Source organism: Sodalinema sp. (genome assembly GCF_046483825.1).
Classification (GTDB): Bacteria; Cyanobacteriota; Cyanobacteriia; order Cyanobacteriales; family Geitlerinemataceae; genus Sodalinema.
Genome location: NZ_JAWOCL010000285.1, coordinates 1 through 21,113 on the forward strand (window position 1 = coordinate 1; position 21,113 = coordinate 21,113).

The 21,113-nt window shown below is 52.0% G+C and carries 18 protein-coding genes; 9 read left to right on the top strand and 9 right to left on the bottom strand.

The window, feature by feature from the left end; genetic code table 11:
• From R6U67_RS18160 to R6U67_RS18190, 7 genes are all read left to right on the top strand, one after another.
• On the top strand, window positions 1-1,921 hold a 1,921-nt coding region (locus R6U67_RS18160), incomplete at its 5' end, for a SpoIIE family protein phosphatase (RefSeq protein WP_410253851.1).
• 23 nt (window positions 1,922-1,944) lie between these two features.
• On the top strand, window positions 1,945-2,526 hold the full coding sequence (locus R6U67_RS18165; RefSeq protein ID WP_410253852.1) for a slr1658 superfamily regulator: 582 nt from the start codon (window positions 1,945-1,947) through the stop codon (window positions 2,524-2,526).
• A gap of 218 nt (window positions 2,527-2,744) precedes the next feature.
• Window positions 2,745-3,092 carry a slr1659 superfamily regulator gene (locus tag R6U67_RS18170; protein ID WP_410253853.1) on the top strand — a complete coding sequence of 116 codons (348 nt, stop codon included), beginning with the start codon at window positions 2,745-2,747 and terminating at the stop codon, window positions 3,090-3,092.
• Window positions 3,093-3,238: 146 nt separating this feature from the next.
• A complete protein-coding gene (gene lysS / locus R6U67_RS18175; RefSeq protein WP_410253854.1) occupies window positions 3,239-4,819 on the top strand; it encodes a lysine--tRNA ligase in 1,581 nt (526 codons plus the stop codon).
• 178 nt (window positions 4,820-4,997) lie between these two features.
• Complete coding sequence (locus R6U67_RS18180) at window positions 4,998-5,510, top strand: DUF192 domain-containing protein (protein WP_410253855.1); 513 nt, start codon at window positions 4,998-5,000, stop codon at window positions 5,508-5,510.
• 348 nt (window positions 5,511-5,858) lie between these two features.
• Window positions 5,859-6,050 carry a DUF2949 domain-containing protein gene (locus R6U67_RS18185; protein ID WP_410253856.1) on the top strand — a complete coding sequence of 64 codons (192 nt, stop codon included), beginning with the start codon at window positions 5,859-5,861 and terminating at the stop codon, window positions 6,048-6,050.
• Between the two features lie 253 nt (window positions 6,051-6,303).
• Complete coding sequence (locus R6U67_RS18190; protein ID WP_410253857.1) at window positions 6,304-7,119, top strand: DUF1963 domain-containing protein; 816 nt, start codon at window positions 6,304-6,306, stop codon at window positions 7,117-7,119.
• Between the two features lie 67 nt (window positions 7,120-7,186).
• Here R6U67_RS18190 and R6U67_RS18195 read toward each other — a convergent pair whose 3' ends face one another.
• The 4 genes from R6U67_RS18195 to chlP form a co-directional block, all read right to left on the bottom strand.
• The gene (locus R6U67_RS18195) at window positions 7,187-8,338 is read right to left on the bottom strand and encodes a pyridoxal-phosphate-dependent aminotransferase family protein (protein ID WP_410253858.1); all 1,152 of its coding nucleotides are present in this window, start codon (window positions 8,336-8,338) and stop codon (window positions 7,187-7,189) included.
• An 89-nt stretch (window positions 8,339-8,427) separates the two neighbouring features.
• Entirely contained in the window at window positions 8,428-8,691 is a 264-nt protein-coding gene (locus tag R6U67_RS18200) for a DUF5340 family protein (protein WP_410253859.1), read from the bottom strand.
• 132 nt (window positions 8,692-8,823) lie between these two features.
• Window positions 8,824-9,726: an indole-3-glycerol phosphate synthase TrpC gene (trpC, locus tag R6U67_RS18205; RefSeq protein ID WP_410253860.1), complete on the bottom strand. Its 903-nt coding sequence runs from the start codon at window positions 9,724-9,726 to the stop codon at window positions 8,824-8,826.
• A gap of 275 nt (window positions 9,727-10,001) precedes the next feature.
• On the bottom strand, window positions 10,002-11,222 hold the full coding sequence (chlP, locus tag R6U67_RS18210; protein ID WP_410253861.1) for a geranylgeranyl reductase: 1,221 nt from the start codon (window positions 11,220-11,222) through the stop codon (window positions 10,002-10,004).
• Between the two features lie 363 nt (window positions 11,223-11,585).
• On the opposite strand from chlP, the gene R6U67_RS18215 reads away from it, so the two are divergent.
• Together R6U67_RS18215 and R6U67_RS18220 are read left to right on the top strand one after the other, a co-directional pair.
• Window positions 11,586-12,065, top strand: a complete 480-nt coding sequence (locus R6U67_RS18215; protein ID WP_410253862.1) for a TspO/MBR family protein — start codon at window positions 11,586-11,588, stop codon at window positions 12,063-12,065.
• 33 nt (window positions 12,066-12,098) lie between these two features.
• Window positions 12,099-13,259 carry a succinylglutamate desuccinylase/aspartoacylase family protein gene (locus R6U67_RS18220; RefSeq protein WP_410253863.1) on the top strand — a complete coding sequence of 387 codons (1,161 nt, stop codon included), beginning with the start codon at window positions 12,099-12,101 and terminating at the stop codon, window positions 13,257-13,259.
• A 9-nt stretch (window positions 13,260-13,268) separates the two neighbouring features.
• Here the strand turns inward: R6U67_RS18220 and R6U67_RS18225 are convergent, their stop codons facing one another.
• From R6U67_RS18225 to secD, 5 genes are all read right to left on the bottom strand, one after another.
• The gene (locus R6U67_RS18225) at window positions 13,269-15,839 is read right to left on the bottom strand and encodes an HD family phosphohydrolase (RefSeq protein ID WP_410253864.1); all 2,571 of its coding nucleotides are present in this window, start codon (window positions 15,837-15,839) and stop codon (window positions 13,269-13,271) included.
• Between the two features lie 48 nt (window positions 15,840-15,887).
• Window positions 15,888-17,873 (bottom strand): ATP-binding protein, encoded by a 1,986-nt coding sequence (locus R6U67_RS18230; protein ID WP_410253865.1) that lies wholly within the window; start codon window positions 17,871-17,873, stop codon window positions 15,888-15,890.
• Between the two features lie 156 nt (window positions 17,874-18,029).
• Window positions 18,030-18,437, bottom strand: a complete 408-nt coding sequence (locus R6U67_RS18235) for a hypothetical protein (RefSeq protein ID WP_410253866.1) — start codon at window positions 18,435-18,437, stop codon at window positions 18,030-18,032.
• 68 nt (window positions 18,438-18,505) lie between these two features.
• Complete coding sequence (gene secF / locus R6U67_RS18240) at window positions 18,506-19,528, bottom strand: protein translocase subunit SecF (protein ID WP_410253867.1); 1,023 nt, start codon at window positions 19,526-19,528, stop codon at window positions 18,506-18,508.
• A gap of 151 nt (window positions 19,529-19,679) precedes the next feature.
• A complete protein-coding gene (gene secD / locus R6U67_RS18245) occupies window positions 19,680-21,098 on the bottom strand; it encodes a protein translocase subunit SecD (protein ID WP_410253868.1) in 1,419 nt (472 codons plus the stop codon).
• Window positions 21,099-21,113: the final 15 nt, after the last annotated feature.

Below are 21,113 nucleotides of genomic sequence, written 5' to 3' on the forward strand. Positions count from 1 at the left end.
GAAAATACAAGGGTCCAATCTGCCCCTATCGGTGCTGGGAACCATGCTCCTCTGGCTGGGGTGGCTCGGGTTCAATGGGGGGAGTACCCTGGCCTTTAACGATCGCGTCGCCGCGATTATGGTCCACACGGTTCTGGCCGGAGTCGCCGGGATGATGACCGCCACCCTCTACAGTTGGTCCCGCCATCGAGTTCCCGAAGTCGAACTGCTCCTCAACGGCTCCCTCGGCGGTCTTGTGTCCATCACCGCCTCCTGTGACGTGGTCACCACCTCCGGCGCGGTTCTCATTGGCATTGGTGGCGGACTGGTGACCCTCCTGGCCAGTTCCCTCCTGAAGCGCTTTCGCATTGATGACGCCGTTGATGCGGTTCCGGTTCACCTCGGCGGCGGCATTTGGGGAACCCTGGCGGTGGCCATTTTTGGCGATTTAGAGCTGTTGGGAACCGGACTGAGTCACGGAGAACAGTTTTTAGTGCAACTGCTGGCGGTTCTGGTGGCGGGCCTGTGGGCCTTTGGCATTACCTACCCCCTCTTGCGCTTTTGCCATTCACGGGTTCCCTTGCGCGTCTCCCCCGAAGATGAGGAAATGGGGTTAAATGTCTCTGAACATCGGGCCAAAACCGAAATCTATGATCTGTTCCAGGTGATGGAGTCTCAAGCGCAAAACCAGGATTTGAGTTTGCGGGTTCCCGTTGAACCCTTCACCGAAGTCGGGCAAATCGCCAAACGCTACAACCAGGTGATGGACGCCCTCGAAGATGCTGTTAACCGTACCAATGCGATCGTCAACACCGCCAGCGATGCGATTTTGACCTTTACCCCCGATGGCCTGAAAATCACCAACGCCAACCCCAGTACGGAGACCATTTTCGGCTATCCGCGCCAGACCATTTTGGGCAAATCCTTGATGTCGCTGATTGATTGGGATGCCAGTTCCGAGAAAGCCGATCCTTTGCCTCGGCTATTACTCGAAGGACGGGCCGAACTGGTGGGCCAGCGGGCCGGTGGGATCGGGATTCCCCTGGAAGGAACGGCTACTAAGGTCTGTGTGGGAGACCATTCGTTCTATACCGCCATTTTCCGAGATATTTCCGAGCGTAAACAGGCGGAAACGGCCTTGGCTGAAGCGAATCGGGAAATTACGCTCCTTAACGATCGCCTGCAAGCGGAAAACCTACGGCTGGGGGCAGAATTGGACATCACCCGTCGTCTGCAAAAGATGTTATTGCCCAAAAATCGGGAACTCAAGGCGGTGATGGGGTTAGAGATTTCGGGTTATATGGAACCCGCCACGGAAGTGGGGGGCGATTACTATGACGTTCTGTGTCATGATGGCGGCGTTAAAATTGGCATTGGGGATGTCACCGGCCATGGCCTCGAAAGTGGAATGCTGATGTTGATGGTGCAAACGGCGGTGCGGACGCTGCTAGAAAACGATGAGATCAATCCCAAACACTTTCTCAATACCCTCAATCGCACCATTTACGGCAATGTGCAACGCATGGACTCCGATCGCCACCTCACGTTAGCCTTACTGGACTACCGAGATGGGGAAATTCGCCTGAGTGGACAACATGAAGAAACGATTGTCGTCCGCGCTACGGGAGAGATTGAGCGGATTGACACCATCGATTTGGGCTTCCCCATTGGCTTGGAGGCCAATATCAGTGAGTTTATCGATGAGAAAATCCTCAAACTCAGTACCGGAGACGTGGTGGTGTTATACACCGATGGGATCACTGAGGCCGAAGATGAGCAGGGATGTTTCTATGGGATTGAACGACTCTGCGATGTTGTGCGACACTATTTGCGTGAACCCGCTGATATCATTCGACGGGCAGCCATTGAAGACCTACGCCGTCATATTGGGCGACAAAGGGTTTACGATGATATTACTTTATTAGTAATGAAACAAAAGTAGCTTCTTCGGGAGTCTTGGCAGATATGACGCAAATTTTCGGGGACTATTGTGAGGGTGAGCCAAATAGCCCAGAGTTTTTAATTATTGGCTTTTCCCCCAGTTCGGTTCCTCTGAAACAACGTTGGCGCAATAATGGACTGTCGGCTGATTTTATGGCTGACTACTTGACGACGTTCTTTTTGGGCAATGAAGAGAACCCAGCCTCGATGCGCCGTCAGGCAGAAATCAAGAGTGCGGTGGGGTTTGTGGCGAATGAACTGTTGGAAAATGCCATGAAGTTCACTGATGAACGCTCGGCGTTTCCCATCAGCATTCAACTACAACTTCATCCAAACTGTTTGATGTTTTTTACGACCAATAGTGTTGAACCTGAGAAAATTTCTCAGTTTCAGAGCTATCTTGAGGAACTCACCTCCTGCGATCCTGAGGAGATGTATCTCCGTCAGTTGGAGAAAAATGCTTTGGAGGAAATGAGTACCAGTTCTCGTTTGGGGTATCTGACGATGATGAGTGATTATATGGCTCGCTTAGGCTGGAAGTTTGAGACGGTTCAGAAAGATCCTGAAGTCGTTGCGGTGACAACGATGGTTCAGCTTCCGGTTTAAACAGCCGTTCGCGGTTCGGTTGACGACTCGGTGTGACGTCACTTGAGAACGCTCCCCCTCGGGTCGTCCTGTCGGGTCATTGCTGGCCTATTCATGGCATAGTAAAGATAGGCTAACTTGAAGACGCCAACTTTGCTAGGTTTGGGTAAGTCGAGGATGCGATCGCAGCCTCATTCGGTAAAGGAGGTTTTCTCCTCTGTGAACGTTAACAGTGCATTATGGAAATTAAGACGGACGATTATCGTATTTGCTACGACCCGGAGACGACGACGGTATCCTGTCAAGGCTCTCTTCGACTCAGTGGAATGGCTGAATATGCTCCCATTGCTGAGCTACTTGATGATGTCGCTAGTCGTGAGCGATCGCCGGTCGTTCTCGATTTACAAGAGCTAGAATTTCTCAATAGTTCGGGCATTAGTATGCTCTCGAAATTCGTGATTAAGGTTCGCCATAAAAAAACAGTGACGATGATTGTCCGTGGCTCGAAGGCGATTCCCTGGCAAGGAAAATCTCTGAAAAATTTACAACGGTTAATGCCATCGCTGACCCTAGAATGGGATGAGTAGGTCGAACCCCCACCCCTCCAACTGAGCTGCCCTTGGAAAATCTCTCGTCACGGTGATAGAATGGGGGTCTGTCTAAGATTGGGCAACCCTAGGGCAACGTCCCATCAACATCACATTCAGTTAACTCACTTCATTAAACTCTGGCTATGTTTTGGGCTGATAAAATTGCCGCAAGTACACAAGGCGACAGCGTCGTCAACGACTCCAAAACGCCCTCGGGACGGGTTCATGTGGGATCGTTGCGAGGCGTGATTGTCCATGACACGATTTATCGGGCCTTGAAGCGTGCCAATAAACCGGTGACGTTCCTCTATGGGATTGATGACTATGATGCTCTCGATGGGATTCCCGCCTATCTCGATGACGCTCGCTTCAGGGAGTATCTCGGACAACCCCTGTGTAATGTCCCCTCCCCCGGTGAGGGTGCCAGTGACTACGCGAAATACTACAGCGGTGAGTTCTTTCAGGTGTTTGAAGAACTCGGGGTGCGTCCAGAAATCTACTATCTACGAGATCTCTACCGCCAAGGCCGCCTAAACTCCTATATCGATACCTTCTTGCAGAAGGCTCACCGGGTTCGAGAGGCCTATAAACAAGTCAGTGGCGCCGAACGGGCCGAGAATTGGTATCCCTTCCATCCCATCTGTGAGAACTGCGGCAAAATCGCCACGACGGTGGTCAGTGACTACAATGGCAAGGAGGTATTTTATACCTGTAAACCCGATGCCATGAGCTATGTCAAAGGCTGTGGCCATTCCGGTTGGGTGTCTCCTTTTGACGGAAACGGTAAACTCCCCTGGAAAGTCGAATGGGTCGCGAAATGGGATCTCTTGGGGGTCACGATTGAGTTAGCGGGGAAAGATCACTCGCAAAAAGGCGGGTCTCGGGATGTGGCCAACGCCATTTATCGCAAAGTCTTTGACAAACGACCCCCCTTCCATTCTCCCTATGAGTTTATCCTGGTGGGGGGAACTAAAATGAGTTCCTCGAAAGGGGTTGGGGCCAGTGCGCGGGAAGTGGCGAATCTGCTACCGCCGCAACTGTTGCGCTTCTTGATGTTGCGGACTCAGCCGAAAACGGCGATTAACTTCTCCCCCAACTACGAAACCATCACGCGACTGTTCCGGGATTATGATACGGCGATCGAGAAGTATGGTCGCCTCAGTGCTCAGGAACAACAGGGAGATCTCAGTAAGGATTTACTGGCCCTGCTGTATTCGCAACTCGATGACCAGATTCAGCCTTATCACCCCTTTGATTTCAGTACCTTGATTTCTCTGCTTCAAGTTCCTCATCTCGATATCGAGGCGGAGGTTCACAAACGCAGTGAACAGCCTTTGACGGAGTTGGATCAGCAGGTGGTGCGTCAGCGGATTGAGGTGGCTCAAAAGTGGCTGAATGATTACGCAGACCCTGAAGAAAAACTCATTTTATATATTGATGAGATTCCCCCATCGGTGGAGGGGTTGGAGGAGGCCCAACGTCAGTATTTAGGGGAGTTGGCGACGCGCCTCGATAACTTGGAAACCTGGGACGGGGAAACGCTACAAACGGAGATTTTCACCACCACCAAGTTGCTGGAACTCCCGCCAAAACAGGCGTTTCCGGCGCTCTATCATAGCTTTTTAGGCAAGGAACGAGGACCGAAGGCGGGGAATCTCCTTTCGTATCTCGATCGCCCCTTTGTGGTGCAGCGACTGCGAGATGTGGCTCAAGGACGGGACTAAGAGGATGGCGATATCCTGGCTGTGGCTGCGATCAATCCGGTTAATTGCTCAACGTCGGGGTATAGGTAACGTGACAACAGGACAAAGGATAGTGACAAGGTTATTGAGTCTGTCCCGATTGAATTTAGTCCCAAGTTATCGCGGTTACAGCAGCCGCTGTGTGCTTATGGTTTTGACCGTGTTGGTTTTAGCAAGTTGTTCAATCAATGGTGGGAACTCGTCGGCGGTGGATGTGGCGGATTCTCCGACTCCTGACACCGCCACGACTCCGGCGAATGAGTCTTCGTCACGGGGACAACGATTACCGATTGAGGCCTATGTGTCTGTGGGCGATCGCCGTCTGGAGTTAGAGGTGGCCCGTACCCCGCAACAACAGGCTATGGGGTTGATGTACCGAGAGTTCCTCCCGGACGATCGCGGGATGTTGTTTCCTTTCAATCCTCCCCGGCCGGTCAGTTTCTGGATGAAGAATGTCCGCATCAATTTGGACATGATTTTTCTGTTGGAGGGGGAAGTTGTTGGCTTAGCGGTGGATGTTCCCCCCTGTAACACGGTGGCTTCTCGCTGTCCGACTTACGGGCCAGGGGATGGCGTTCCCGTGGATGCGGTGCTGGAACTGCGAGGGGGCCGCGCGGCGGAGTTAGGAATTGAGGTCGGCGATCGCCTTGAGGTGGTTCGGGATGACTCCTAGGGGCGATCGTTAAATGTTTGTGAAAATGTTGCCACTGTATCCATTCAACACTATGAAACTCTGTTAGGGTAGTGGCTTAACGATCACCGAACAGGGGCGGTGATCGTAAGTCATCTCAAAATGGAGTGACTGGGGTGAGTTGATATCGGTGGACGCTTGAGGTAGCCAGTTTGATACCTGTTCGACCCCTCCAGGGGTGAACCGACGACGGCTCGTTATCGTTGACGACACTAATGTAGCCAGCTTGCAAGCTGGCCCGCCAGTTCGTGGATTTGGGCAATTTGCGCCCGATAATACCCCTAGTTTACGTGAGATATCGGTGATCATCAAAGGGGGAGCCAAGCCATCATGGGAGCAACACGACAACGACAATTTATTAACTTTTTGCAAGAGGAGTTATCTCTCTCGCCAGACTCGATCGCGATCGCCTTGCGTCGTCGAGATACGGACGCGGGACCGTTACCGATGATTCTCTGGAAATACGGGTTCGTCACCCTGGATGAATTATCTCAGATTTATGATTGGTTAGAAGCGGTCTAATCGGGAATTGGGGGTTGCATTGCATCTCTTGTCATAATATCCCTGTCTGCAAGAACTTAAAGTAACTTTAAGGGAATTTTCGCAATGACACGTGCTGTTTGGGAGACCCTGAGTCTGGAGCAATTTGGGTCGAATACCAGAAACCGGGTTTCTTGAAGAAACTCGGTTTCTCACTCCTGACTGAAAGTTTTGAAATTAGATTTTTTGTCTGTTTGGGGATGGTTTTTGGTCAATCTTTAAGGACTAAAATGATATGAAAAATGATGATTTTTTGGCAGATTTACCCCCAGAATTTGCACCGCTAAAAGCATTTTTGCAAGATAAATTTGTCCCTTATATCCAAATCAATTTACAGAATAAAGGCTGGCTGCAAAAGACAGCACAGCAAGACCCTTTAGCGCTCTGGAGCAGCAAGATGGGGGGATATCCCTATCTCCCGAAAGCCTTAGATTATCCCAGAGATGCCGAAACGGGAGAACTGATGATGTTTCTCCTACAAATCAACTGTGCTGAAGTTCCTGAAATTCCTAACTTTCCTTTACCCCGCCAAGGATTACTACAATTTTTTGTGGGTCTTAATGTTCCCATGTGTGAGCTGAGTCCTCAACAGCATAGGATTCGCTATATTGAGGAGATTGACCGGGATGAAACGAGGTTAGTCACCAATTTTGAGTTTACTCAAGAGACTCGTCAACACAACGAATGGTATGATCACATCTATGGTCTTGATTTTAGCCAAGGAGAGGCTCTTTTTTTAGATTATCGTTACAGTATGGGACATCTGCCTTTCCCTGAGGCGTTAGCCAAACTCTGTGATGAGTTGGGTTTTGAGGATTGGTGGTCTGACTATCGAGATGAGTCGCCAGAACCCGACATTCCTTGTCAACTGGCTGGCTATCCTGACCTGCATTCTGATGTCCCTGATCTGCTTGAAGACGCGCAAGGACAGTTACTTTTAGAAGTTCAAGATCCTTTTGCTTGTAGCGATTATTTCTATTTTTTTATTAACCCAGACGCTTTAAAACGTCAAGATTTTACTCAGGTTGAGTCCTATTTTCTGCGGGTTTGAGGTAGACGATCCCCCTGAGATGAGTCATGTCAGGGGGATCATGGCTTAAAGAGTCGTGAGAGTGACTCTAGCCGGCGTTGAGGATTTTGGCGGCGGCGGTAATTCCCGCTCCTGTCTCGTGGCCGGCTTTTAGGCTTTCGAGGGTGGCTTCGAGAGAGCCGATCGCACAGAGAAGATCGCGATCGCTGACGAAGCCTAAATGACCAATCCGAAAGATTTTACCTTTGAGATGGTCTTGTCCACCCGCGAGAGCAATGTCAAAGCGCTTTTTCATCACTGAACGGATTTGTTCAGGGTCAACGGTGGTCGGGGCCACCGCCGTCACTGCTGGACTGGCGCAGTCATCGGGACCGAGTAGGGGTAATCCCATGGCTTTGACGGCTTCACGAGCGGCTCGCTTGAGGCGATCGTGACGAGCAAAGATGCTGTCGAGTCCTTCGGCCCGCATCATGCGGAGGGAGGCTTGTAGGGCAAAAAATAGGTTCACCGGCGGGGTGAAGGGGGTGGTGTTTTTGGCCGCATTCTTGCGATAGGGGCCGAGGTCAAAGTAAAACCGGGGTAGGTTGGAGGAGTCATAGGCGTTCCAAGCGCGATCGCTCATGGAAACAAAGCCTAACCCTGGAGGAATCATATAGCCTTTCTGAGACCCTGAGGCCACCACATCGAGACCCCACTCATCGACGGGGACGCTGCAAGCGCCCAAACTGGTAACCGCATCGACGATAATTAAGGCTTCTCCATGGGCCTTGACATGACGATTGATGGTTTCGAGGTCGTTCAGCACCCCGCTGGAGGTTTCGCTATGGGTGAGGATAACGGCCTTAATCTCTTTGTTGGTGTCCGCTTCTAAGGCTTGGCGGAAGGCTTCGGGGTCGAGGGGTTGTCCCCAGTCAGCGGTAATGGTTTGGACGTCGAGGTGATAGGCTTTGGCCACTTTGGCCCAGCGATCGCCAAATTTACCATTGGACCCGACTAAGACGCGATCGCCCGAACTCAGAACATTGATAATCCCGGCTTCCATGGCTCCGGTTCCGCTGGCGGTGACGACTAACACGTCATTTTGAGTTTGATGGAGCCATTTGAGATCGGCTAAGACTTCCTCGACTAAGTCGGAAAACTCGCCGCTGCGGTGGCCGATGGGATGTCGTCCCATGGCGGTGAGCGCTTTTTCGGGAACCGGGGTCGGACCCGGAATCATTAACATTAATTTGTCGTCCATAACACGTTGGCGATCGCTAAAGATCGTCATTATACAACTGGGACTTGCCGTTTAACGAAAAACGGGCTGGGTTCCCGAGGCCAGGGTAATTAACTGGCTTCGCGATCGCCAACCCGGGCCGCATGATCAATGGCCTGATTCAAGGACCAACGATAGTCAACTCGAACCCCCTTCATCTGACAGGCTTGTTCGAGTCGCTTCTGCTGAGAGAGAGCTTTACGCAGGGTCATAATCAACTCATCAATTTGTCGTCGTTCCTCGGAATAGTGATTGACTGAAAACAGAGTTTGACGTTCAAGGAGTTGCAATAATAACTCGTAATGAATGTGAGAGGGGAGAGGAAGCGGCTCCATATTAAGTCGTAATGGGTGGGGTAGATAGATAGCACAACGCTGACCGTGCAGGGTTTAACGAGCCAAAACAGTGTCTAAGACGTTGGCCGGACATTACCATTTATTGTACTGCGGCCCGTGAGGGCGCGAGGCTCAATTGGCCGTCGATGAGCTGGAAAATAACTCAGCAATGGCGGCGGCGGGATCGGCTTGTCGCATCAGGGATTCCCCGACTAAGACGGCGTTGGCCCCGGCGGCGGCCACGCGATCGAGGTCAGGACGTGCAAACATTCCCGACTCGCTGACAATCACAACGCCTTTGTCTTGGATCTGGCGTTGGCGGGGTGCGAGTAAGTCTACGGTGGTTTGTAGGTTAACGCTGAAGTCTTCTAAGTTACGATTGTTGATGCCGATGAGTTCGATGCCATCGAGGGCCAGGACGCGATCGAATTCCTCGGGGGTATGGACTTCAACTAGGGCCGTAATTCCCAGGATTTTGGTGATTTTGAGGAAATACTGTAAATCGCGATTTCCCAAAACCGCCGCAATCAACAACACAGCATCGGCCCCTTTACCCCGAGCCTGATAAATCTGATAGGGGTAAATCACAAAGTCTTTGCACAATACGGGCAGATTCACGGCCTGGCGAGCGTCCCGCAGATCGTCAAAACTCCCTTGAAAGAACTTCTGATCGGTTAAGACTGACAGACAACTAGCTCCACCGGCTTCGTAGGCTTGGGCGATCGCCACGGGGTCAAAATCCTCGCGAATCAGGCCTTTACTGGGTGAGGCTTTCTTGACTTCAGCAATTAAGGCGGGGTTGGTGTTTCCCTGACGTAGAGCGGCGATGAAGTCTCGGGGAGGGGGGGCGATCGCCACTTGTTTCTGGAGTTCCCGCAGCGGCATATAGAGGCGGAGTTTGGCGACTTCGGTTTCTTTATGCCAGACAATCTCCTCTAGGATATTAGCCGGTTCGGCATCGGGAATTGGAACTTGATACTGACAACCTTCGGTTTTGACGGGGGGATTGGGGGAGCGACGGCGAATTCTAACCATGGAGATAGGGAACAGGGGAGAAGAAGGCAAAAGGCAAGAGGCAAGAGGCAAGAGGGGAAACCGACCTCTAACCCCTCTGGGGAGGGGAAGACAGAACGTAGGGGCAATCCGCAAGTGGTGCGCCCTCGTCCGGCACGAGCAATCGGTTTGAGACTTTGCCTTAGAACCCTGATCCTATCAGGTTTTGCGGCCAGTTCAGGGGAGTCTTGAGCCAAAAAAAGCGCGAGAAAGCCGGTTATAGCTTCTCGCGCAGAGTTTAGGTTTGAGGGTGAGGCTTAGGGAGCGAGGGCGTTACCACGCAACAGGCTACCAATCGTCTTGGCGGTGATTTTCATCTGCACCAGAGGATTGGCGGGGACGACCGTTTTATACAGATAGCTGTCAAACGTCAGCTTCTGCACATCTTTGTCGTCGCACATTTCCACAAAGGCCTCGCGAGTGGCATCGGTGCGATAGAACACTCGTTGCAGCAGATCCAACACCAAGTAGGTCATGCCATACTGTTTGTCCCAGCGTTTGATGTAGAGTTTTAGGTCATCTTCCGTGGGCAGTTTCTGACCGGCGTTGGTGGTTTCAACGAGGGTTTCAGCACACATCCGGGCCGATTTCGCCGCAAAGTAGATCCCTTCTCCCGAGGATTTGGTCACCGTTCCGGCGGCATCACCGACGAGGGCGACGCGGCCACGAACTCGACGAGGGCGGGGATGTTCAGGGATGGGGTGGGCTTCAACTTTGATGATTTCTCCACCTTCGAGACGACGAGCGGCCCGAGCGCGAATCCCGGCTTGTAGTTTCTTGATTTTGGCTTGGTTGACCCGCATGGTTCCGGTTCCCACAGCCACGTGGTCGTATTTGGGGAACACCCAAGCGTAAAAGTCGGGAGACACGTCGTCACCGACGTACATTTCCGCCAAGTCGTTGTAGTAGGCCATTTTGTCTTCCGGGAGACGAATCCGCTCTTGGAAAGCAATGGCGTAGTTATAGTCTCCGGCTTCGATGGCTTTGGCCACACGAGAGTTGGCACCGTCAGCACCGATGACGACATCCACTTTCAGGGTTTTGTTTTCCCCGGTTAGGCTACCGTCAGAGTGATCGGCATAGTGGATGACGTAGGGAGCGGTGTCGCTCGTGGGAATTTCGAGTTTATGAACGGTTCCGTTGATGAGATTCGCTCCGAGTTTTTCGGCGCGATCGCGTAAAAAGCCGTCGAGAACTTCTCGGCGGCACATTCCAATATATTCGTCTTGTTTGACAATGCGGATGTCCACCTCGCGGTTGGAGGGGGAGATCATTTTCATGTTGCGAACCCGACGGTCCACAATCTCTGGGGGGATGTCAAATTCGCTGACCATACACAGGGGAATGGCTCCTCCACAAGGCTTGGCGTTATCCAACTTGCGCTCAAACAAGTAGGTTTCGATGCCTGCCTTTGCCAACGTTTCGGCGGCAGATGATCCAGCCGGTCCAGAACCAACAACAGCAACCCGAATGCCCAAAGTTCTTCTCCTATACATCGCTTACGTCTATCTGATGGTGAATCCTAGCACGGCACTCGGATCTGTGAACGGGAGTTCCCTGAAGTTGTGACGGAATGAAACAGATTGTAATAATTTGCAACGAAACCAGCTCGGGATTGGGGCAATTTGACGGCTTGTCCTGCCCTTGACCCTGACTTTCCCTAAATTTATATTTAATCTTATTAAATATTGTTGCTTTTTTTGAGAAATTATGGTAATAAAACTGGCTAGTGACGCTTGGCAATGGCCCCCCGTTAAGGACATAAGATTGAGATGTCATTGAGTTACAGCGCCAGCAACGGTGCGATCGCCTGTTAACTTCTTCATTATTGATTGCGATTGATGTCACTTCCTACCTGGCTCACGATTCCTCTGGTCATGATTGTGCTAGGCGTCGGCTGCAACCGCCTGTTATCGGCGGGTGGTCTGCGTTGGTTTAATCGTCTCCAACGGCCTCAGTGGTTAACTTTTGAGCGCTTAATTCCCCTGATTTGGACGATTGTTTTTATTGGTGTGGGCTGGTCGGCTGTTTTGGTGTGGAATCAGACCCCAGACTCTCTCAATCGCTGGCTATTGCTGGGATACTACTTGGTTTTGGAAGTGGTGACCCTGTCTTACACTCCGATTATGTGTCGCCTAGAGAGTTTGCGGGCCGGAACCCTCATTGGGGCCACGGGTTTTGTGTTGGCGCTTCTGTTGGCGATCGCCATCCAACCCCGGTCCCTGACGGCTACACTACTACTGTTGCCCTATCTGCTCTGGAGTCCCATCGGAACTTATACGACTTGGGCAATGATAAAATTGAACCCAAGCGAGGCTTAACGGCGATCGCCATGGCTATTCCCAACTTGCCCTATGATTCCTGATATCGATTCTGTTGACATCGCGCATCTGGCCTCAGGAGATACTCTGGCCATTCAGGTTTATAAATTTCGCGGCGCGACTCCGGGAAAAAAAGCCTATTTGCAAGCCAACTTACATGGGGCAGAACTGTCAGGAAATGCCGTTATTTATCAGCTAATTCAGTTTCTGAGTGACCTAGACGCCTCCCAGCTCCGGGGAGAGATTTGGCTGGTTCCCACCTGTAATCCTATCGCCACCAATCAGCGATCGCACCACTACGCCAGCGGTCGCTATAATCCCTATACAGGAACCGATTGGAATCGAATTTTTTGGGATTATGAAAAAGACCTAGAGAATCAGAATCAGTCCTCAATTGCGGAATTTGCTAAAACCCAACTTCACCTCAACTCCAAACAAATCCAAAAAAACTTTTTCCAGCAACTCAGAAGTCGCTTCGAGGAACTCAAACAGGCAGAAAATAGAGCGTCGGGACTTCCCTTTGAAGACCACTATCGCTACCAGCTTCAATCCTTATGTTTAGACGCCAACTATGTGTTAGATTTACATAGCAGTACCAATCAATCCTTTGATTATCTTTACTGTTTTCAGGGGCGAGAAGCCAGCGCTAAATACTTTTTGCTTAACACCGCCATCCTTCTTGATCGCTATGACGGGGATGCTTTTGATGAAGCATTCATGAAACCCTGGCTAAGCCTAGAAAAACAGTTAGAAAAATCAGGAAAAGTTGTCAAATTTGACTTAGAAGCTTGGACCCTAGAACTCGGGTCTGGAATGCAAATTAATCCCGATTCCGTCTATCGCGGCGTTCGAGGCGTTAAAAATTACCTAGTCAGCAAAGGGATGTTAGATATTCAACGGTTTCCTCTCATTCAAACCGCCTCGAAAACCGTGCAATTTTTCCCCAAAAGCAAAACGCAAAAATACTATGCCAAACAAGGAGGTGTGATTCAATCCCGTGTCATGTTAGGAACCTGGATTCAGGCTGAACAACTCCTCTATCAACTTCTCGTCTTCAACCGAGAGGGGAATCTGCCCCAACTCCTCAACTGTCACGCCGAAGAATCGGGACTGGTTTATGACCTCTCTAGTAACGCCTCCGTCAACCAAGGCGAGTATATTCTCGAAGTGTTAACCCAGCCCAATGAGGCTTAAGGGATGGGGTTACTTGTTCGATAAAACGGCTTTCGGATAGGCAATGCGTTTGTGATTAAACTGTTGCCAAACTTGCACAAAAATCTCGGCAATTTTTCCCATTTCTGCGCGAGTTAAGCCGGAGTCAACCAACTGATTATCCTGCCAGCGAGCGCGGAGAATTTTATTCACCATGGAAAGCGCATCATCGGGGGTGGCATCTTTGAGCGATCGCAGCGCCGCTTCACAGGAATCTGCTAACATGACAATCCCCGTTTCTCTCGACTGAGGAATCGGGCCATCGTAACGGAAATCGGCATCCTTGACCTCGCGACGATTACTATGTTTTGCCTGATAGTAAAAATAGGCAATTAACATCGTCCCTTGATGTTCCGGGATAAAGGCCTGAATCGCTTTAGGAAGCCGGCTTTTGCGAGCCATAACTAATCCTTGCGTCACGTGCTTTTTAATAATCGCGGCACTTTTCCAGGGATCATTGATGCGATCGTGCTTATTGGGACCCCCCATCTGATTTTCCACAAATCCCTGAGGGTCGTGCATCTTACCAATATCATGATAGAGAGTCCCGGCTCGCACCAACTCCACATTACAGCCGAGGGCTTTCGCCGCAGACTCAGCTAACGTCGCCACAAATAACGTATGTTGGAACGTTCCCGGCGCTTCCGCCGCCAGGCGTTTGAGCAACGGCCGATTAGGATTAGACAGTTCCGCCAAGCGAATCGGGGTGACCAAATCAAACAGATGTTCCAGATAGGGACTGACCCCCAGGACAACAATACTCCAGCCAACCCCCCAGAGTCCTTGCCACAGAGCCGTTTCGAGTAACAACGACCATAACGGTCCAGTGGTTCCCTGTAACAGCAGACTTGTTACCGTGATGAGGAAGAAGCTGGCCCCTTGAGCGAAGCCGACTCCTACCCCTAACAGCGCCAATTCCTCGCGCGATCGCAGCCGTCCCGCCATCACCCCACCAATGGCGCCACTAATGGCCCCAGCCATGAGATAGCCCAACTCAATCTCCAAGCCAATGGGCATAATCAGACTCAACAGGGCCACCACCGTCACCCCCATCCAGGAGCCATAAAAACTGCCCACCGCCAAACCAATGGCCGGGAAACTCGTCGTCGGCACACCAAACAGAACCATCACCGGCGCACTGAGACTTAATAAGAGAATCAGGAGGCGATCGCCATTACCAATTTTCGGATGGACACGTCGTTCAACAACCCCATAGAGAGACACCGCCACAAACACCGTCCCCCCAAACGCCATCCAGCCAATCCAATTCACCGGATCTCGGCGCACCAAATCAAAATGATCCAGCAGCACAAACTGACGCTGACTAATCACCTCATTGGCTTCAACAATCACATCCCCCGCCTCGACCGACACATAGACCGGTTCCTGAGCCTGAGCCGCCAACTCAGCCCGTTCCCGAGTGCGATCGGGGTCCGTCACCAAATTCGCCTCCAGGGCGTTCATCAACAGAGTACTCATCAAATGACGAATCTGGGCATCCGGGAGCGCCAACGACAGTTGCATCTCCACCGAATCCTGCAACATCGTCGGCGGAACCCCAGGCGCAATTCCCTGAGCCAACATTTGTCGTCCCACCTGTAACGTGGTGTTGCGGGTTTGCTGCCAATCTTCCGCCGACAAATTGAGTAGAGTATTCGTATACACCGGCTGGCCATTGGGATACGACACCTCAGATAACTGCTCCAGCGCTTGAGCATACTGCTCCCGAGCCGTCTCAATAGCCGTAATCAACGCCTCAACACCATCCTCATCCAACTGTTGAGAGCCAACAACCAGTTGTTCGATCGCCTGATTCATCGGACTCGTCTGACTCTGCAACAGATCCGACAGCACCTGAGAAGCTCCATTCACCGCCCCCAGGCGACTGGCCTGTAACATCTGTTCGTGGCGAGTCTCCACCACCACCTCCTCAGCCGCCTCCGCCTCCAACTCCGACAAAGGTTCCTCAGTGGCCTCAACTGTCGTGTCAACCGTCTCCTCAAGTCGCCGTGACAACGTCCATTGAATCGCGCGCCATTCCCAACTCGACGCATTGCGAAGATAGCGTTGTACCTCCTCAGAGAGCAGCCCCGTATCCACATAAGGGAACTCTCCCACCGCTTCTCGGAGACGATTTCCCTGCTCAAGATAACGTTTCACCTCACTCAAAACGCGCTGATTAATCGTGGGATCTCCCATCAACACCGGAGAAGCCCCTAAGCGAGCGCTGCGGCGACGTTCCTCCGTCGTTTTGCGATCTTCAACCCGATCCGATCGCGGAGCAACCAGTGTTTGCGGCGCACGGCTGCCCACATCGAGTTTGGGTTGATTATAAAAGCGCTGCCCCAAGGCCCCGGTTAAACACAAAACAGCCACCACCGTAGACACCGGCCCTGACACATTTCCCCGACGAGGCGAATTCCCCGACAGAGCGGCTGCCCCTGAAGAACTTCGAGGATTAACCGATGAGTGTCGAGTCATCGAATCGTCTTGCCTGCCGCCATCACGCCAGTGGTGCAACTTACGCTCAATGCGCCGAGTCAAAAATTGGAGTGTCTTCATAAGGGAAACCGGCTGAGTGAGACTGTGAAACCCTCACAGCCTCTATTATCATCTCAAATCTGAGTCAGAGTCAGCCTCAGCCAAGGTGGAGGTCTTCTCTAACGATACATTTTTCTGAGCCATGGGCAACTCAAGGGTTACCGTAGTTCCCGAACCGACGCCAGCACTATCGAGACGAATCGAACCATTCATCATATCCATTAAGTTTCGTGAAATGGCCAAACCAAGGCCAGTGCCACCAAAGCGGCGGGTTTTCGAACCGTCAACCATAACGAAGGGTTTAAATAACTTCTCGAAATCCGCTGGATCGACGCCAATGCCCGTATCAATGATGTCAACCACAACATATTGAGTTCCATACTGGGCCATACTAACGTCAGAGGTTCCCGTTTCCACCCGAACCTGAACCGAAATCTCGCCGGTTTCCGTAAACTTGACGGCATTGCCGATCGCATTGAGCAACACCTGTTTCAGTTTAGCGGCATCAGCCCGTACCCAAATCGGGGTTTCTGCCGCCACCTGGGTCGATAAGACTAGCCCCTTATCCCGCGCGGCGGCTTGATTTAACTCCATCGCCTCGGCGATCAACTTCATCAAATCCACCGATTCAATGACCACCGAGAGGGTTCCGGCCTCAATTTTCGAGATATCCAAAATATCATTGATAATCCCCAACAAGTGAACGGCGGCATCATCGGCCCGTTGTAAAAATTCCTGTTCTTCGGCTTCATCATCACAAAAGCCATCCCGAACCAGCCGCAAACTGCCGATAATGCCATTGAGGGGAGTCCGCAGTTCATGGGAGATGGTGGCCAAAAATTCACTTTTGAGGCGGTTGGCGTTTTTCGATTCCGTCCAGGCATCTTCGAGTTCCTGCGCCCAGGTTTTTAAACGTTCGATCGCCCGATTTAAGGCTTTTGAGAGTTGGTTAAACTCCTGAATAAAGAATTTAGCGGGCATGGGATCTGAGGCGGTGTTGCACTCGATATTGCGAGCATATTCCCCCAATTTTTCCACGGGACGGGCTAAGTCTTGGGCCAGGTAGAGTGTGGCAATCAGGTTCGCCGCTAAGAGTCCGAGAACTAAATTAAACATAACCTGACGGATCGGTTCTAGTCCGGCCAAGGCGTTATCGAGGGGAGTCACGGCCAGGACAACCCAGCGCCTGTCCTCGTCCTCGTCATCCACCGAGGAGATGGGTGAGTCAATGGCGGTATAGCCACTGAGCAGTTCCTTTTCGGGGCCAGTAAACGAGAGTAGATGTTGAAAATTCTGATTCCCCACCAGGGCGCTGTTGACCAGACTTTGCATCCGTTCAAAATTGGGTTGGCTCTCGATGTTGCTACCCACTAATTGGGGCCTGGGATGTTCTAGGATCACGCCCTGGTTATCAATCACGACGGTTTCCCCCGTTAGGGAGCCGGCGCGCTCCCCAGGTTCGTCGAGTTGCTCCAACACTGATCGCAGACTGATGGCGTAGCGCGGACGAGTCGCCTCTTCAGGATAAATGGGCGCACTTAAGGTAATTTCGGTTCTTCGGGGTTTGAGGGTGTTCGAAGTGGCCACGGGGGCAGAATTGACGTTCTCAGCAATGTCGGCTGTTATAAATAGAGTCCGATTTAAACTTGTTTCGGATTCAGGCCACCAGGTGGGCGGAGGGGGGCTAAAAATTTGGTCATTACAGGTTTGGGCGATGGCCGTCTGAGTTTCTAAGTCCGTCACTTCCAGACAGGTCACGGTATCGGGGAGTTGTTCGCGGAAGTTGTCCAGAAAGGCCTGTATTCTGGGGACAGACCCGGACTCCAGGGCCGCCGTTTCACTGGCTAGACGCAATTGAGTTTTCAGGGAGTTCGATCGCTCTTCAATGCGATTTCCTTTACGGATGGCACTTTCGGTCAGGTTCTGACGAGCTGTTTCGAGTAAGCTCGATCGCGCTTTGCGGTAGGTCACATATTGTCCAATCAGCAACACGGGGACGCTGAGGAGGAGAATTCGCGACAGCAAAATGCGGCGAAAGGAGGTCGGACCGAACATAAGCGCAGGTAGAGATTTGGGAAACTTGACGTTTCTCAGGGCGCGAGGTGCCATGTTCAAAAACGCTAAAGGAAGTCAGGTGTCGGGCTACATCCCCGCCAGACTGATCGAGGCGACCATAACACCTATATGGATTTCATATTAACGTCCTGATGTTTACTTTTTCGAGGAGTCTGAATCCTGGTCGCCGGCGACGACCCATTTCCAAAGGGGATGTTTCGCCCCATTGGCACGAATCCGCCACAGTTGATGTTCGAGGCGACGACGTTCTGGATTCGGCATCCCCCAAATGATATTGCGGCTTTGCCAGACTAGCACGGAGACCGTCGAGCCGACACAGACTCCTACACCTAAGGCGGCCCAAGGATAGTGACGAAAGGCGTACCACAGAGCCACCCAGGTAAAGTGATCGAGCCATAGGGCAATCTCGGGGCGTAAGGTCCAGAGGCTGATCAGGCCAACGCTGAGCCAAAGGACGATGACCAGCAACCAACGAGCAACTACGGTTAGGCGATGCAGACGTTGGAGTTGTTGTTGAAAGGTGGACGCTTGGGGGTCTGACATCACAGGTTTACGTTAATCTAAAACACCCCGTATTCTGATTATTGCCTCGATTGTCGGGATTGTCTCCATTATCCCGATGAGGACTCGTCGAGGGAGGCTCTTGTGCTGTTATCACTCTCGCCACTCTCCTCACGACTCTCCTCGCGACTCTCCTCTCCCGTAGCAAGACCCGCCGCTTGGGGATGTTTTTCCCGCCATAGTGCTAGGGCGGCGGTGGCGATAAAGATACTGGAGTAGGCCCCGAGGACGAAGCCCACTATCAGCGTCAGGGCAAAGTATTTGAGGGTTTCGCCGCCAAAAATGAAGATGGCTAGTAGGGGCAGAACGGTGGTCGCGGTGGTATTAATTGAACGGGTGAGGGTTTGGTTAACGGCATCATCGACGATGTCGTTAATGTCGCTGTCTGGGTTGAATTTCAGGGTTTCGCGGACGCGATCGTAGATGACGACGGTATCGTTGACGGAAAAGCCGACGATGGTCAGCAGTGCCACAATAAAGAGGCTATCGGCTTCAAAGTTGGTCGCCAGACCGAATAGGGCAAACAGGCCCACGGTAATCCAAACGTCATGAAATAGAGCGACGATCGCAAACAGGGCGTAATCGAGCTGAAAGCGAATGGTGAGATAGCCGACAATGCCCAAACTGGCGACGATGAGGGACAGTAGCCCCGATCGCAGCAAACGTCGTCCTACGGTTGGCCCTACGGTATCAATTTGGGTTTTCTCGGGGTCAAAGGTTCCCAATTCTTCTTCTAGGGCGGCTTCGAGCTGCGATCGCGCCTCCACGTCTAAATCGGTGGTGCGTACCACTAACCCCTGTTCGTTTTCGCCAAACTCCTGCACGTTGGTTCCTAAGCCTTGCTCGGCTAGGATTTGACGAGCGGCCGTGACATCAATGGGGCCATCGCAGGTGTTGGCGATGGTGCAGTCTCGCTCCAGTTGTAGGCGAGTCCCTCCTGTGAAGTCTAACCCCAGGGGTAACGGCGCCCCAAACCGGGCGATCGACAGTCCCATGGCCAGGGTACTGATCACGGCGAAAGCGATGGAAATCGCCCACCAGAGGCTTCGTTGTCGGGTTACGCTCAGTTTCATCGTGTCGATGGGGGCTTGGAGGTCAGGAGAGGTGAACGGTGATGGCTGACAGTTTAGATTTGACGGACTAGAATGATGTAACCGCCGATTCTTAGGTGTCTAAACGTTTAAATTCGTCCTATTTCGTCTGTCTTGTATCCCAAAAAGGGCGTTAACGTTTAGCCAGTTGTGGCGTCAGATTAGGACAGAAAAACTCAGGTTTTTTCAGGTTCGGTAGAGTTAGCACATAGAACATGAGGCTACGGCTACAGGTAATGGCGGTAAACATACTAACGCCAACACCAATGGCCAGGGTGACCGCAAAGCCTTTGACTAAACCCGCTCCGAACCAAAACAGGGCTAAACAGGCAATCAGGGTGGTGACGTTACTGTCTAAAATACTGGAGAAGGCCCGATAAAACCCAGACTCGACGGAGCGATAGAGGGTTTTTCCGCCTCGCAGTTCTTCACGAGTACGCTCAAAAATGAGTACGTTGGCATCGACGGCCATACCAATACTGAGGATAAACCCCGCAATCCCCGGTAGAGTTAGGGTCACTCCGAGCAGCGCATAACAGGCTAGGGTGAGGATGGCGTAGATGGTCAACGAGAGGTTGGCGATCGCCCCCGGCAGGCGATAATAAACCACCATAAACACTAACACCAGCACCAGTCCGCCCACCCCAGCATAAATACTGCGACGAATACTATCTTGTCCCAGGGTCGCCCCGACGGTGCGGTTTTCGACGATTTCCACGGGAACCGGTAAGGCCCCGGCTCGTAACTGAGTGGCCAAGGTATTCGCCTCTTCAAGACTAAATTGGCCGTCAATGCGAGCGCCGCCGCCACTAATTCCCGTCTCGGCGTATTCTGCACCCACTCCAGGAGCGCTAATTAGTTCGTCATCGAGGAAAATCCCTAACCGTCGTCCCGTTCCGGCAATGTTGCGCGTCAGTTGGGCAAATTTCTCGCCCCCTTCTCGGTCAAAATCAATAACGACGCTCCAGACGCCATCAATGCGCGTTGAGGTGACATTGGCATCTTCGAGGTTTTTCCCCGTCAGTCCCACACCACGATAGAGCTGATTGGTTAACGCCTCAATTTGCTCTTCTTTGGCGGCGATGGCCTGTTGGTTGGCGGCCAGTTCCGCTTCTCTCCCTTCTCCAGTTAACCGTTCTTGTTCTTGCAGTAACTCCAGCAGTTCTTCCTGGCGCACCTGAAGCTGAGCCTCCACTTCGGGGTCACTGACCTGTTCACGAAATTCCAGTTGTGCGGTTCCCCCCAACACCCGTTCAGCTTGAGCCGGGTCACTGACACCGGGAAGCTGAACGGAAATGCGATTTTCCCCGACGGTCTGCACCAGGGGTTCACTGACCCCGAGGCCATCGACCCGGTTACGCACGACCACCAAGACCGCTTCTAGGTCGCGATCGCTGATGACCGGGATTTCTTCGGTTGGCTGTGCTTCAATGGTCAACTGAGATCCCCCTTCTAAGTCCAACCCCAACTGGAGGGGAACTTGAACCAGAATGGCGATCGCACTCACCAAGAGAACAAAAATCAGAATCAGCAGCGATTGTTGACGACGCATAGCACAGAGTTAGAA